Below are 15,357 nucleotides of genomic sequence, written 5' to 3' on the forward strand. Positions count from 1 at the left end.
TCACCCCTGCGTGATCGGCTGGAAGATGTCCTGGAACGTACGGTCCTCTGTCGGTGTCAACGGCCGGAAACTGTGCAGCCGCGCGTAATCCGAGGCGGACGGATAGACCAGCGGGCTGCTGGCGACCGCCTCCAGCGACTCCTTGTCGTCGCCGGTCGCGGCGGCCGCGTCCGCGCGGATGACCTGCTGTGTGCTCGGCACCGGCGTCACGTAGTTGATGTATTCGGTGAGCCCGGCGGCGATTTTGGGGTCGTAGAAGAAGTCCATCAGCTCAAGCGCGTCCAGCGGGTTCTCCGCCGAGATCGGGATGCACATGTTGTCGGTCCACAGCGAGCCGCCTTCCTTCGGGATGACGAACTTCAGGCCGGTGCCCTCCGACACGTTCTGCTGGAAGATGTCGCCGGACCAGGCCATGGTGATCCACAGGTCGCCGTTGGCAAGTGACTTGATGTAGGTCTGGTCGTAATAGGCGCGGACGATTCCCTTGTCGCGCTGCTCTTTCAGCGTCGCCGCGGCCTTCTTCCACTCGGCCGGTCCGGCCGTCGCCGGGTCGATGCCGGACCGGTACATGCCGAAGTAGCCGAGCTCGTCGGTCGCCGAGAACATGCCGACTTTCCCGGCGTACGCCGGATTCCACAGCTCCTCGATGCTGGTGATCTCCTTCTTGACGTACTTGGGGTTGTAGCCGATGCCGGTGATGCCGGAGGTCCACGGGATCGTGTAGACGTTGCCCGGGTCGAAGACCTCCCTCTTGTAGGTCGGACCCGCGTTTTTGGCGTAGTTGGGCAGCTTGCTGTGGTCGAGCGGCACCAGATAGCCGAGCAGCTGCAGCTTGGTCAGCTCGATGCCGTTGGTGACGACCATCAGGTCATAGCCGATCGACTGGCCGGCGGCCAGCTGCGGCTGGATGCGGCCGAACCAGGACGGGTCGTCCTGGATGACCTCCTGGTAGTTGACCTTCGTGCCGGTCGCCCTGGTGAACTCCTTGAGCTGCGTACGCTGCTCGTCCATGTAGAGCGGCCAGTTGGCGAAGTTGACCTTGCCGTGCCGCTCCTGGCCGGACCAGAAGGTGGCGATCTCCTGCCGGGTCGGCGGCGGTTTCTGCTTCCCTTTCACACCACAGGCTGCCAGCGAAACCCCGCCGGCCAACGCGAGACCGAGCACCGACCGGCGGGAAAGCGTTGCTCCGCGCAGGAAAGCGGCGCGGTTCACGACTGGACCGCCAGCGCGTACGAGTGCCGCGGTTGCCAGCAGAGCCAGACGCGGTCGCCGCGCTCGGCGACGTCGGAAGCGTCCGAGCCGTTCTGCAGGAAGACGGTCATGTCGGCGCCGGACTCGGTGCGTACGGCATAGTTGGTGGACGTGCCGAGATAGACGACCTCGGTGACTTCGCCGCGAATACGGGAAAAGTCGCCGTCCGGCTCGGTCGCGGACAGCCGCACCTTCTCCGGCCGTACGGTCAGCTCGACCTGCTCGCCGACCGTCGCATGTGGACTCTCCACGACGATGCGCTGACCGTCGCCTGGCTCGATGACGGCGTGTCCGTCGACAACTTTGGCCACCGGCCCGGACAACAGGTTGGAGGTGCCGATGAATCCGGCGACGAAGCGCGTCGCCGGCCGTTCGTAGATGTCTCTGGGGTCGCCGAGTTGTTCGACCACGCCGGTGTTCATCACGGCGATCCGGTCGGACATCGTCAGAGCCTCGCCTTGGTCGTGTGTCACGTACACGAAGGTGATGCCGACCTCACGCTGGATGCGTTTGAGCTCGATCTGCATGGACTGGCGCAGCTTCAGGTCGAGCGCGCCGAGCGGCTCGTCGAGCAGCAGCGCGCGCGGCCGGTTTACCAGTGCACGCGCCAAAGCCACGCGCTGCTGCTGGCCGCCGGAGAGCTGGCCGGGACGGCGTTTCTCCATGCCGGTGAGCTCGGTCAGCTCGACGATGTCCTTGACGCGGCGGGTGATCTCCGCTCGGTCGATCCGCTTGCGTCGCAGTCCGAACGCGATGTTCTCGAAGATCGTCATGTGCGGAAACAGCGCGTACGACTGGAAAACCATGTTGACGTCACGGCGATGCGCCGGCAGCGCGGTGACGTCTTCGCCGTACAGGTGCACGGATCCGGTGCTGGGGACCTCGAAACCGGCGACCATCCGCATGGTCGTGGTCTTGCCGCAGCCGGACGGGCCGAGCAGCGAGAAAAACTCGCCCTGGCCGACCTGCAGGTCCAGCTGGCGGACCGCGGCCACGTCACCGTGTGCCGAGGCGTAGGTCTTGCTGACCCCGACCAGGCCGATGGCCGGCCGGTCGTCAGCGTCCGGAGCCGCCGTCGCGGCGGTCGATGTCGTTGCCGTGTCAGCCATGCGAACGCTCCTGCCAGATCAGTCCCCGAAGTAGCTCATGACGTGCTTGACCCTGCTGTATTCTTCCAGCGAGTAAAGGGAAAGGTCCTTACCGTAGCCGGAGTGCTTGAAACCGCCGTGCGGCATCTCCGCGACGATCGGGATGTGCGTGTTGATCCACACGCAGCCGAAGTCCAGCCGCCGCGAGACCCGCATCGCGCGCGCGTGGTCGCGCGTCCAGACGCTGGAGGCCAGACCGTACTTGACGCCGTTGGCCCAGGTCACCGCCTCGTCCTCGTCGGTGAACCGCTGGACCGTCACGACCGGACCGAAAATCTCGTCCTGGATCAGCTCGTCGTCCTGCCGCAGGCCGGAAATCACCGTCGGCGCGTAGAAAAACCCGCGATCGCCGACCCTTGTGCCACCGGTCGTGACCTGTGCGTGCGCCGGCGCGCGGTCGACGAAGCCGCTCACGCGCGCGAGCTGGTTGGGATTGTTGAGCGGACCATAGTCGTCGTCCGGACCGCCGGTGGTGGTTTTCGTTGCGGCTTCGGTCAAAGCGGCGACGAAGTCGTCGTGCACGCGCGGCGCCGCGAGCACGCGTGTGGCGGCCGTACAGTCCTGGCCGGCGTTGAAATATCCGGCGCCGGCGATCGCCTCGGCGGCCTTTTCCACGTCCGCGTCATCGAAAACGACGACCGGCGCCTTGCCGCCGAGCTCCAGATGCAGCCGCTTGAGATCGCGCGACGCGGACTGCGCGACCTCCATGCCGGCGCGTACGCTGCCGGTCACCGACACGAGCTGCGGGATCGGATGGTCGACCAGGGCGCGGCCGGTGTCGCGATTTCCGGTCACCACGTTGAAAACTCCGGCCGGCAGAAACTCAGCGCCGATCTCGGCGAGCAGCAGTGTGCTGGCCGGCGTGGTGTCGGAGGGCTTGAGCACGGTAGCGTTGCCGGCCGCCAACGCTGGCGCGAACTTCCACGCCGCCATCACCATCGGATAGTTCCACGGCGTCACCTGGCCGACGACGCCGATCGGCTCACGCCGGATCCAGGACGTGTGGTTGGCCAGATACTCACCGGCCGCGCGGCCCTCCAACGTACGCGCGGCGCCGGCGAAGAACCGTACGCAGTCCAGGATCTGCCAGATTTCCTCCGTACGCGTGACTTCGCGCGGCTTGCCGGTATTCCTGCACTCGACCTCGACCAGCTCGTCGGCGCGCGCTTCGATCGCGTCGGCAAACCGGAACAACGCGAGACTGCGCTCGGCCGGCGTCGCCTCACCCCACCCAGGCGCCGCCTCCGCCGCCGCCCGGAAAGCCGCGTCGACATCCTCGGCCCCCGACCTCGGCGCCTGCGCGTACACCTCCCCGGTCGCCGGATCGACAACGTCGTCAGTCCGCCCGTCCAGCGCCTCCACGTACGCGCCGCCGACGAAGTTACGCAGCTGCAGCACCGCACCAGCTCCCTCTGGTTGGTGGTTGATGACTGTCGACTTTGGCAGAGATGCGACGCTTGGACAAGTGATTCCGTTGAGAAAGTTGGCGAGAGGTACGGAATCGCTTGTGATGGGAGGAGAGCGCGGAGGTAGGAGGGTGCGTCTTCCCTTTTCTTGCCTTGGGGAGGTGGTCGCGTCTCTGTTTGTCGCGTTGGGGAGGTGGTTGCGTCTCTTGTTTGTTGCGTTGGGGAGGTGGTCGGGTTTTCTGCTTGTTGCGTCAGGGGGGTGGTTGGGTTTTTCGCCTGCGCGGCGGGCGCTCCTGCGCGGAGGGCGACCTCAAGGGAGGGGGCGCGTGGACGCCAATCGGTGTACATGGGGGGTGCGGGCGGCGGTTGCGGTCGGGGCTGGGTTCTCCAGGCTTGCTCGGTCACGTATGGGAAGCAACCCGTCGGGATGGACGCCAAACGATCGTGCTGTAGCGGCTGACTGAGTAATACTTGTTTAACAAGACATCAAAACGGACATCTGTTGCAGGCCAGTAGTCACAACAGCATTGTCAGCCTCAGCGGTCACACCCGTCACAGCCCGTAGTGATCGCGGCGGCGTGAAAGCCTTGTTCCTTGCGTCCAACGCTAGTAACTCGACATTCATGCCATCCGCAAACCTCACAATCCCGACATTTAGCGCTCCACGCGTCTTCCCGTCCCACATAGTGGACCCTCTCGCCACCCACCGAGACGCCACCGCGGCTCCGGTGCCCTAGCCACACTCCTGGTCCGGTTTGTCCGTTCCACACCACGTACGAAACCGCACCCGCGGCACCCAACCGGACCAACAACGAAACCCCGCGCGCCCTCCCCTTGAGGTCGCCCTCCGCGCAGGAGCGCCCGCCGCGAAGGCGAAACCACCCCCCAAAACCCAACAATCATGAAAACCCAACCCCATCCCACAACCAACCAAAAAGCAGGTACGCGGCCACCCGGCTGCGTACCTGCCCCCAAAACCCAACCCCTATGACTGCGGCGTAATCAAGGTGTACGAGAAAACACCACTCTCCCGACAGGTACCGCCGCCCTGTTTCTGGTTGTTGACAGTCAGCGGATCCCCGGCCTTCACACAGTTGATACGCAGCTGAAGACGCTGCGGAGGCGCCGGGTTCGTTGTCGTTGTCGGGCGGCTGAGGGTCAGGGTCGGGTTGAATTCGTATTTGAGCTCGAAAAGGTTGTCCAGGGCCTGCGGACCCCAGACGCGCTGGCCGTCGACCAGGATCTCGACGGTGCCGGAGTCCTTCTGCGGGTTCTGGATGGTCACCGACGGGACGATGATGGTCTGGCCGCTGCCGGGCCGCAGTACGGCGGAGTTCGTGGTGAGGCTGCTCTGCTGGCCGTTCACCGCCGCGACGCTCAGATAGCCGAACTCGACGGAGGTGACCGGTGCCTTCTTCGCGCCGCCGGGGCCGGTCGACGGCGCGGGGCTGGCCGGGCCGCCGGCATCCGGGGGCGCGCCGGGGGTGCGGTCGAGGCGCTGGTTGGCTTTCTTCGCGTCGGCCGCGGCCTGGTCGACGGCGGCCTTCTGCTGTGCCGCGGCGGTCTGCGCGGCGTTGTTGGCGACCTGCTCCAGCGTCGGCTTGGCCAACAGAAACCATGCTGCCACCAACAAAACCAGCAGAGCCAGGATGGCGGCGATCCACCGGAAGATGTTGCGCGGCAGGATCGGCAGCTGCAGCATGTTGGCGTCCAGCACGATCGGCTGACCGTCGGCCGGGGTCACCATCAGCTGGAACGGCCGGGTGATCGGCTGGCCGCGCCAGTGTGCGTGCCGGGACCGCAGGTCGACCGCGGAGAACAACGCCTGACCCGGTTGTACGGTCAGCGACGACGGCCGTGGCCGCACGTCCAGCTGCCCGTCCGGGTCGCCGCCGGTCAGGTCGACGTGGACGGGGACGTTGCCGGTGTTGTCGACGGCGACCTCGTGGCGCGCCTTGCGCCGCCCCCTGGACGTACGCGGCGTGATCTCCGCGGTCGTCTGGAAGAACGGCAGCACCCGCACCAGGCCCTCGACCGCGGTCGCCGCGCCCGGGTTCTCGGCCGGCAGCACGCGTACGGCATAGGGATGCTCTCCGGCGCGTACGCGCGAGGACCGCGGCGGCGCGAACGTGACCGACACCTCGGCGTCGTTGTCGGGGTAGATGTTGACCACCGCCGGCTCGACGGTCGACCAGCCGGCCGCCGGCCCGACGACCTCGAAGCGATACTGCTCGATGATCGGGCTGTTGTTCCGGATGGTCACACCGGTGGATGCGGTGGCGCCGGGCTCGATGTCCAGAGTCGGCGCGTCAAGGGTCGCGTGAGTGCTCACGAAGGGCACCGTAGGGGCTGATCCGCCACAGGACACCCGACGCAGGGGAACCCCTTCGGGCAACGTGGAGCGCACTTTAAGGGCACGTTAATCCCGCTGAGGATGCTGGTCGCACAACGTCGGCGCCACATGGGTGAGCGCTCATTTCGGCAGGTGGTTGACATGATCGAACGGCTTCCAGTCCTTCTGCACGCACGCGACCCGATCTCCTACGCCGGGATCAAGGGGCAGCTGGCACCGCGGCCGGAGGTACGCATCGTCAGCAACGACGAATGGCAGACGGCCAAGGTCGCGCTGGTGGTGACCGACCGGATCGACGAGGCGGCGATCCGTGCGCTGCGCGGACTGCGCGCGCGTGCGATCAACCGGCTGGTCATCGTCGCGACCCAGATCGAGGAGTCGGAGCTGGTCGCGGTGGTGGAGATCGGCGTCGCCGGCCTGGTACGCCGCGCGGACGCGACCGCCGAGCACCTGGTGACCGTGCTCAAGTCGGCCGCCGCCGGCGACGGCGCGGTGCCGCCGGACCTGCTCGGCCGGCTGCTCAACCAGGTCGGTCAGCTGCAGCGGCAGGTGCTCGGGCCGCGCGGACTGACCTTCTCCGGGCTGGCCGAACGCGAGGTCCAGGTGCTCCGGCTGGTGGCCGACGGCTTCGACACCGAGGAAATAGCCCAGAAGCTGTCGTATTCTCAGCGTACGGTCAAAAACGTCCTCCACGACGTGACCAGCCGCCTGCACCTGCGCAACCGCAGCCACGCCGTCGCGTACGCGCTCAAGCACGGACTTATCTGATCGGGCAACCAGAAGTGCCCCATGGGGCAGTTCTCCCTGCCCCATTGCATGTCCAACATCTGGTCCCAATTACCGGCCCGTCAAGCGACGGTAGGTGCCGGTGCCAGCCGGGGTGCCCCGACACGAGTGGGTGAAGAGCAGAGTGTCTAGACGCGGCACGTTGTGGTCACGTGTGCGTATGGCGGCCTGCATGTCTGGTGCAGCGTCGCTTGTGTTGGCTTTGGCGGTCGCACCGACGACGCCGGCCCTCGCGGTCGCGCGTCCCGGTGCACCGGCGCACCAGAGCGGAAATCCGAGCTTCGACACCAGGCTCGGCTACGCCGGCGGCGGCGTCGAGCAGCTGGCCGCCGGCACGGCGGCGACGCGCGTACTGCCGTCGACCGACACCACGATCACCCGCGACACGGACGCTTTCGCGCGTGGCGCGGCCGTCACCTGGGTGACCAAGACTGCGACCGGCGGCGGAGTCAAAGCCGACGGCGACATCGCCTACTGGAGTGGCGGCGTCGCACCGATGGTCCGCCTCACCAGCGACGCGTACGACGACCGCCATCCGGTGCTCAACCCGGCCGGTACGCAGATCGCCTTCGCGTCCAACCGGTCCGGCAACTGGGACATCTGGACCATCGGCGTGGATGGCACCGGGCTGCACCAGGTCACCACCAGCCGCGCGGTCGACGACTATCCCAGCTACAGCCCCGACGGCACGCAGCTGGCCTTCAGCAGTACGCGCGACGACCCGTCCGGCGACATCTACACCGTCACCATCGCCGACGGCACGGTGAAACGGCTGACCACCACGGCCGGCGTCGACACCGAGCCAGCCTGGTCGCCGAGCGGCACCAAGGTCGCCTTCGCGACCGACCGCTATCGCCGCGGCGACCGGCTGGCAGACGTCGTCACCATCACGCTGTCCAACAACGCGATCACGCGGCTGACCACGCCCACTACCGACGGCGACGAGCCGGCCTGGTCGCCGGACGGTACGAAGCTCGCCATCACCTCCCGCACGGCCGACCTCTCCGGCGACATCTACACGATCAACCCCACCGCCGGTAGCGCGCGTACGGCCGTCGCCGTCACCACCAAGCCGGAGTCGCGGCCGTCGTGGTGGACCTTCAACGGCACCACCTCGGTCATCTACTCGACCTTCGTCGCCAAGGACAGGGGCGACATCTGGACGGCCGGCTGGACCGACCACCCGGACCAGGCCGACTACGACCGTACGGACGTGACCAACACGATCAACGCGGACGAGGCCGACCCGGAGTTCTCCCCCGACGGCAGCAAGGTCGCGTACGCGGACTGGGACAACACCAACAACCGCAGCCACATCGTGGTCGCCAACGCCGACGGCTCCAACCCGCAGGACCTCACGCCGCTGGTGAGCGGCCGGCAGGACACCCAGCCGACCTGGTCGCCGGACGGCACGCTGGTCGCCTTCACCCGCGGCGGTACGCCGGCCGGCACCGGCTTCGTCACCAACCATCCGCAGCAGATCGTCATCGTGGACGCGGCGACCGGCGCGGCGCGTACGGGCATCGGCGACCCGTCCTCCGGACGGCCACGGACCGCGCTGTGGGACAGCTCGCCGTCGTGGTCCGCGGACGGCACGCGGATCGCGTTCGGCCGGGTCGGGGCGACCAGCGCGACGGCGACGCCGGACTACTACCGGATCTGGCTCGCCGACCTGTCCATCGGCGACGGCACGGTCGAGGTCGACAACCAGAGCCGCTTGCTCGGCACCGCCGACAACCACGGCACCTGCACCGTGAGCGGTGCCACCACCGCCGACTCCAGCCCGTCGTTCCAGCGGGACGGCGGCACCAACTACATCGCGTTCGCGATCGGTGGTGGACGAGGCATCTGCCGTACGGACGCCGACGGCACCAATCCGTTGAAGATCCCGACGCCGACCAGCGCCGGCACGATTTCGGATCTCGCGTGGGCTCCGGGCGGCAACACACTGGCGTTCACCTTCACGCCGGCTCCGCCGCCAGTGATCCGCTCCGCACCAGCGCCGAAGACCACTCCCAAGACGACACCCAGCCCCAAGACGTCGCCGACCCCGACGCCGTCGCCCAGCCGCAACACCGGAGTCAGCCTCGGACAACCGGCCTCGACGGCGGACAGCGCCTACACGGCGGTGCCGGCGCTGCACAGCGGTGGCGTGACCGCGAACCTGAGCACCGCGCAGATCTACACGGTCTTCGCGGCCGGCGACGGCGCGCCGGGTTACCTGACCAAGTCGGTCGACGTCCCCGGCGGCGCGGTGTCGCCGACCTGGCAGCGTACGAACGGAAACCCGCAGGTCACGGTGACCGCAGGACCGCAGCCGGCGACCGTCGGCAACGACCTCACCGTCACGTACGCGGTGAAGAACAACGGCACGACGCCGGTCAAGCAGGTGTGGACGAAGATCACCGCACCGGCCGGCCTGCAGGTCAAGTCGGTCACGCCGGCACAGTGCGCGAGCAACGGCAGCGACTGCTTCGTACCGACGCTGGCCGCCGGCGCGACCTTCACCGCGACCATCACGTACACGATCACCGCACCGCTCAACTCGGCGGTCAGCGCGACCGCGCAGATGCAATATCCCGACGGCGCGGCCAGCTCCAGCGACTCGGCGACCGTGCTGGCGGTCTCCGGCGGCCTGAACTACCGGATCGCGTACGCGAGCAACGACACCACCCAGGTGCTGCACGCGGCACCAGACGTCTCGCCGCAGCCCGCGCTGCCAAACGCGGAAGGCAAGTTTGGCAGTGACGCCAGCGGTCACGGCACCGCGATCGCCTGGGTCAGCCGCGACGCCGCGGTCGGCTCGGCGGAGACGGATGGCGAGCTCATGTACGCCGCCAACGCCAATGCGACACCGGTGCGGCTGACCAACGACCTCAACAACCTCCGGCATCCGGCGATCTCGCCGGACGGCACCCAGATCGCCTTCGCCGACGACCGGTCCGGCAGCTTCAACATCTGGGTGATCAACGTGGACGGCACCGGCATCCGCCGGATCACCACCAGTCCCGGCATCGACGACTATCCGACCTGGTCGCCGGACGGCCTCACCATCGCCTTCGCCAGCAACCGGTCGACCAGCGGCAACTTCAACATCTACAGCACGCCGGCGGCCGGCGGCGCGACCACGCAGCTGACCGGCACCACCGCGGCGAACACCGCGACGGTCAACACCCAACCGGCCTGGTCGCCGGACGGCACGCGGATCGCGTACGCCACCAACCTGTTCCGCGGCACCACCGCGGCCGGGCTCACCGACGTGGCGGTCATCCTGGCCAACGGCACCGGCTCGCCGGTGCGGCTGACCAGCGCGATGGACTCCAGCGAGCCGGCCTGGTCGCCGGACAGCCTGTCGATCGCGTACACGACGACCCGCTTCGACGGCGCCGGCGACATCTACACGCAGGCGCTCGGGGGCTCGGCCCCGCAGGCGGTCGCCGCCAGCAACGCGCCCGAGTCGCATCCGTCCTGGTGGACGCCGTCGGCCGGCGCCGCGGCGGACGTGCTCTACACCTCGATCACCAACCTCGGCAACGGCGGGGACATCTGGAGCTCGGAGCTGACCGGCGGCGGCCGCTACGACCACAGCGACCGGCCGGTACGCGACGAGGCTGAGCCGGCGTTCAGCCTGGACGGCAGCAGGCTCGCCTACGTCGAGTACGACGAGCGCGGTGACAGCCGGATCGCGGTCTCCGACTTCGACGGCCGCAACAACCGGTCGATCGCCGACTTCGGTGACGCGATGACCAGCGACTCGTCGCCGGCCTGGGCTCCCAACGGCCAGGTGCTCGCCTTCACCCGGTCGCAGTACGAGGCCGGCGACGAGGGCCGGACACTGGTCGACTCGTGGATCGTGATCGTACGTGTCGACGCCACCGGCGTGACCACGCTGCTCGACCGCGTGCCGCTGCCGGAAGGCCTGTCCGCGCAGGACTCGCAGCCGGCGTTCTCGCCGGCCAACGGCAGCCAGCTGGCCTTCACCCGCGCCACATACGACGACGAGGGCCGCCAGCAGCGGACGATCTGGCGGGTCACCGTCACGGTCGCCGGCAACACCGCGACGGTCGGCGATCAGACCGAGCTGACCGCCACGACGCTCGGCAACTGCCAGGGCGGCAGCAGCTCGGCGCCGTACGACCACTACTCGCCGGCCTGGTCGCCGGACGGCAGGAGCATCGCGTACGTCTCCTACCGGAACCTCGGCGAGGGCTACAGCCAGCAGCTGTGCGTCGTGAACACGGCCGACCTGAGCTTCCGCTCGGTGATCAGCAACGTGAACAACTACAACGGCTATCTGGACAACCCGGCCTGGTCGCCGGACGGCAGGTACCTCGCGTACGACTTCACCGAATACAGCTCGACGACCTATTCGGCGATGGCCGCGGCCGCCGCCGACGTGAGCCCGTACGCGTCGATCTACCTGGTCGACGCGGCCGGTGGACCGGGGGCGAAGGCGCTGAGCACGCCGGGTGGAGCGCAGCAGCCAGCCTTCCAGACGCGGTTTACGCCGCCCACCAGTGCGCGTCCGCCGCTGAATCCCAACGACGCGACCAACCAGCCGTTCTCGCTGCAGATCGCGCCGCAGCCCGGTGTGGTCGGCGGCTCACCGCTGGTCGCCACGTACACGATCCGCAACCTCAGCGACACCGCGAAAACCGCCGCGGTGTTGACCACCGGCCTGCCGGCGGCGCTGCCGGTGACCGGCAAACCGGTGATCGGCGGCGCCACCGATCCGACCGCCGACTGCAGCGCGGACGGCACGACCTGCCATCTCGGCATCATCACCAAGAACACGGTGATCACGGTCAAGGCGACTATCGATCCGCGGGTGAAGATCGCCACCACGGTCAACGCGAAGCTGGACTACGTCGACGCGTCCGGTGCCAAACAGACGCTGCCAGCCAGCTCGCCGCTGGTCGTCGGCGAGCCGACGATCGCACTGCTGCCGTCGGTCGGTCCGCCCGGCCTGGTGCCGACCGCGCGCGGCGCCGGCTTCCCGCCGAACACCAAGGTCACGCTCGACTGGCAGTTCGGACTCGGGCAGAAGCCGCTCGAGGTGACGACCGACGGCAAAGGCAACTTCACGGTGCCGATCGTCGTGCCCTACCACGACATCAAGAACAAGCGGCTGGCCGGCGTACGGCTGACCGGCACCGGCCCCGGGTTCAAGCCGGTCACCAGCCTGCAGTACCAGGTCGGCGGCGTGCCGGACTTCCCAGGACCGAACCAGTAATCGGGAGCGATCGATGATCCACGAGGTAGACGAGGCCCTCCGCGAGCTGGTCCGCAACCGGGCACTGCCGGGAAGCGACGTGGAGGTCGCCTTCGAGGCCCCGACCAAGGAGTGGGCCGCTCGGCGGAACGCGCCGACGGTCAACGTCTACCTCTACGACATCCGCGAGGACCTGCGCAAACGCAACCGTGGCATGCTCAACTCCTACGACGCGCAGGGAAAGATCGAGGCTCGTCACCTGCCGCCGCGCTATATCAAGTTGTCGTATCTGCTGACCGCCTGGACCCAGCGGCCGGAGGACGAGCACCGGCTGCTGTCGTCGCTGATGGGGTCGCTGTTCTTCTACGACGCGCTGCCGAAGGACATCCTGACCGGCTCGCTGGCCGACCTCGGCATGGACGTGCAGATCACCACGGCCCTGCCGCCGCCGGAGGACCGCTCCTTCGCCGACGTGTGGACGGCGCTCGGCGGCGAGCTGAAGCCGTCGCTGGACGTGGTGATCAGCGCGCCGATGATGACCGGGCGCGTCTGGCCGGCGGCGCCGATCGCCAGCACCGGCATGACGCTGGCCGGTGTCGACACGCAGACCGGCGAGGTCGACGAGCCGCTGCGGCACCACGTCGAATACATCGACGACGAGGACATCGTGGCGGCTGGCGGCGATGGCTCGGGCCGGCGGGTTTCGATGGCCAACGCGCGCGGTGGTGGCTCGGGTCGCGGTGGCAAGGGTCGGCGCGGTGGCTCGGATGGTGCTGACGGTTCGCCGGAGGGCGAAGGCGGCGGCGCGTCCGGTGGCGATACTGGCGCCGCTGGCGGCGGCGCGGCTGGGGCCGCGGCTTCGGCTGGTGGTACGGCTGCCGGCGGTGCGGCTGGTGGTCTGCGGCGTACGTTCCCCGCCGCGGGCGGAAGCGGTGGCAGTGTCGGTGTCGGTCCGAATGGCCAGCCGATGCCGCGGATCACCATGCGCCGGCGGCTGCGGATCGCGCAGCGGGACAAGCCGGCCGACGGCGGCTCGACCGGTAAGGGGTCTGGCCAGAAGTGACGACCGAACAGTCGGTGCTGGATCGGCTCGCCGTCCTGGAAAGCCGCGTCCGGCACGTACTCGCCGCGCGGCAGAGCGCGGATCCGCGGGCGGACGACGCGTTCCGCGGGCTCTACCTGTCCGACGAGATGATCGAGTCGCTGCTGGACGAGCCGCGCGAGCCGTTGACCGACGGCGCGCCGACCGGTCCGGCGGCGGCCGGCGATCCGAGCCGGCTCGGCCGGCTGGCCGCGCGGGCCGGACTGTCCGATGTGGACACCGAGCTGCTGCTGATCGCGGTGGCACCGGACCTCGACAGCCGGTTCGAGCAGTTTTACGGCTATCTCAACGATGACGTGACACGGCGGCGCGCGACCGTCGGCCTCGCGCTGCGGCTTTGTGGTCTCCCGGAAACGTCCGCGGCCGGTCGCGCTCGGCTGACCGGTGACGCTCCTTTGTTGCGTACGGGCCTGCTGGCGCTCGAGGACGCCGACCGGCCGCTGCTCAGCCGGCAGTTGCGTGTGCCGGACCGGGTCGCGGCGTATCTGCTCGGCGACGACCGGCCGGACGCCAGCCTGGCCGCGGTGTGCTGGCCGGACGACCTGTCCGGCCTGCCACCGCTGCCTGGTGCACCGGAGCTGGCGCGAGCCGTGGCGGCCGGCACGGCGTTGGCGTACTTGCGCGAACTGGCCGGCGGCAGCGGCCTGGCCGTCGCCGCGGCGGGGCTCGCGCTGGCCGGCCGGCCGACCCTGCCGGTCAATGCGGAAGTGTTGGACAACAACGAAACCGATGCGTCGGTCGTACGCGCGCTGATGCTGGAGGCACTGCTGACCGGCGCCGGCATGGTGGCCGGACCGATTGGCGCGGACGGACAACGCGGTCTGCGCAACATCGTCGAGTTGCTGGCGCACGCCGGCGTACCGCTGATCCTTTACGGCCCGGGCCGGTGGGATCCGCGCTGGGCCGACCGCGCGCCGCTGCGCGCCGACGCCGAGCCGGTCGGTCCGCAGGTGCGTGAGGTGTTGTGGCGCGGCATGCTCGACGGCACGCTCGGCACGGTTGATCCGGCCGAGGTGACGGCCCAGTTTATCCTTTCTCCAGTGCAAATCCGGCGTGCCGCGGCGGCTGCCCGTACGCTCGCCGTCGCCGAAGGTGGCCGCGAGGTGACCGCCGACCACCTGCGGCAGGGCTCGCGCGACCAGAACGCCGCCGGCCTGGAACGCCTCGCCCGCCGCATCGAACCGGCGGTCGGCTGGCCGGACCTGGTGTTGCCGGAGCAGGTCGCCGGCCAGCTTTCCGAGCTGTCCGCGCGGGCACGCCACCGCGAGCAGGTCCTCACCGACTGGCGCATGCGCCCCGGCGGCGGCCGAGGCCGCGGCGTCACCGCCCTCTTCGCCGGCGACTCCGGCACCGGCAAGACCATGTCCGCGGAGGTCATCGCCGGCGACCTCGGATTGGACCTCTACACGGTCAACCTGGCGACGGTCGTGGACAAATACGTCGGCGAGACGGAGAAAAACCTCGAACGCATCTTCACAGAGGCGGCCGGCGTCAACGGCGTACTGTTGTTCGACGAGGCCGACGCGATCTTCGGCAAACGCTCCGAAGTGCGCGACGCGCACGATCGCTATGCCAACATCGAAAGCGCGTATCTGTTGCAGCGCATCGAAACCTTCGACGGGCTGGCCATACTGGCCACCAACTTACGCGCCAATCTCGACGAGGCATTCACCCGCCGCCTCGACATCGTCATCGACTTTCCCGTACCAGACGAGCCGCTTCGTCGGGCGCTCTGGGATCGGTGTCTGGGCAAGAGCTTGCCGCGAGCGGCCGACGTTGACCTGGATTTCCTGGCGGATTCCTTCGAACTGGCCGGAGGTCATATCCGGTCGGCCGCGGTTACCGCGGCGTATTTGGCGGCTGAGGCAGGTCGACCGGTGAACATGGCTGATCTGGCCGGAGCGGTGGCGCGCGAATACCGGAAACTGGGGCGGCTCGTACTGGAGCGGGAATTCGGGAAGTACGTGGGAGTTTTGGCGCCGCGAGCGCAAAACGCCTTCTGAAGCACCGCCCGTTTTGTCCGTGCCGTTTTTCGCGAACTCGACGTTTTGGTGGTCGACACGCCGATAACGACCACCAAAACGTCAAGCTCGCGAACT

8 protein-coding genes are annotated in these 15,357 nt (G+C 68.5%); 4 read left to right on the top strand and 4 right to left on the bottom strand.

Annotated elements, in window-relative coordinates; translation table 11 throughout:
• From GNX95_RS28965 to GNX95_RS28980, 4 genes are all read right to left on the bottom strand, one after another.
• Positions 1-1,212, bottom strand: a complete 1,212-nt coding sequence (locus GNX95_RS28965; RefSeq protein WP_187369718.1) for a polyamine ABC transporter substrate-binding protein — start codon at positions 1,210-1,212, stop codon at positions 1-3.
• Positions 1,209-2,360, bottom strand: coding sequence for an ABC transporter ATP-binding protein (locus GNX95_RS28970; RefSeq protein ID WP_163510793.1), 1,152 nt, complete (start codon positions 2,358-2,360; stop codon positions 1,209-1,211). The genes GNX95_RS28965 and GNX95_RS28970 overlap by 4 nt, the downstream gene beginning before the upstream one ends.
• Positions 2,361-2,378: 18 nt before the next feature.
• Positions 2,379-3,797, bottom strand: coding sequence for a gamma-aminobutyraldehyde dehydrogenase (locus tag GNX95_RS28975; protein ID WP_163510794.1), 1,419 nt, complete (start codon positions 3,795-3,797; stop codon positions 2,379-2,381).
• 993 nt (positions 3,798-4,790) lie between these two features.
• Entirely contained in the window at positions 4,791-6,137 is a 1,347-nt protein-coding gene (locus GNX95_RS28980; RefSeq protein WP_163510795.1) for a COG1470 family protein, read from the bottom strand.
• 162 nt (positions 6,138-6,299) lie between these two features.
• Here GNX95_RS28980 and GNX95_RS28985 point away from each other — a divergent pair, with 162 nt between their 5' ends.
• The 4 genes from GNX95_RS28985 to GNX95_RS29000 all read left to right on the top strand — a co-directional run bounded on the left by GNX95_RS28985 (position 6,300) and on the right by GNX95_RS29000 (position 15,261).
• The gene (locus GNX95_RS28985; protein WP_222854018.1) at positions 6,300-6,926 is read left to right on the top strand and encodes a helix-turn-helix transcriptional regulator; all 627 of its coding nucleotides are present in this window, start codon (positions 6,300-6,302) and stop codon (positions 6,924-6,926) included.
• Between the two features lie 190 nt (positions 6,927-7,116).
• Positions 7,117-12,177 (top strand): CARDB domain-containing protein, encoded by a 5,061-nt coding sequence (locus GNX95_RS28990; RefSeq protein WP_163510796.1) that lies wholly within the window; start codon positions 7,117-7,119, stop codon positions 12,175-12,177.
• A gap of 13 nt (positions 12,178-12,190) precedes the next feature.
• Positions 12,191-13,219, top strand: a complete 1,029-nt coding sequence (locus GNX95_RS42710; RefSeq protein ID WP_222854019.1) for a Pvc16 family protein — start codon at positions 12,191-12,193, stop codon at positions 13,217-13,219.
• Positions 13,216-15,261 (top strand): ATP-binding protein, encoded by a 2,046-nt coding sequence (locus tag GNX95_RS29000; RefSeq protein WP_163510797.1) that lies wholly within the window; start codon positions 13,216-13,218, stop codon positions 15,259-15,261. Before GNX95_RS42710 ends, GNX95_RS29000 begins: the two co-directional genes overlap by 4 nt.
• Positions 15,262-15,357 lie beyond the last annotated feature (96 nt).

This window comes from Fodinicola acaciae (genome assembly GCF_010993745.1).
GTDB classification, from domain to species: domain Bacteria; phylum Actinomycetota; class Actinomycetes; order Mycobacteriales; family HKI-0501; genus Fodinicola; species Fodinicola acaciae.

Bases quoted from the DNA above. Each gene is read 5' to 3' on its own strand.
- GNX95_RS28990 (WP_163510796.1), top strand. From the start codon at position 7,117: ATGTCTGGTGCAGCGTCGCTTGTGTTGGCTTTGGCGGTCGCACCGACG.
- GNX95_RS28970 (WP_163510793.1), bottom strand. From the start codon at position 2,360: ATGGCTGACACGGCAACGACATCGACCGCCGCGACGGCGGCTCCGGAC.
- GNX95_RS42710 (WP_222854019.1), top strand. From the start codon at position 12,191: ATGATCCACGAGGTAGACGAGGCCCTCCGCGAGCTGGTCCGCAACCGG.
- GNX95_RS28985 (WP_222854018.1), top strand. From the start codon at position 6,300: ATGATCGAACGGCTTCCAGTCCTTCTGCACGCACGCGACCCGATCTCC.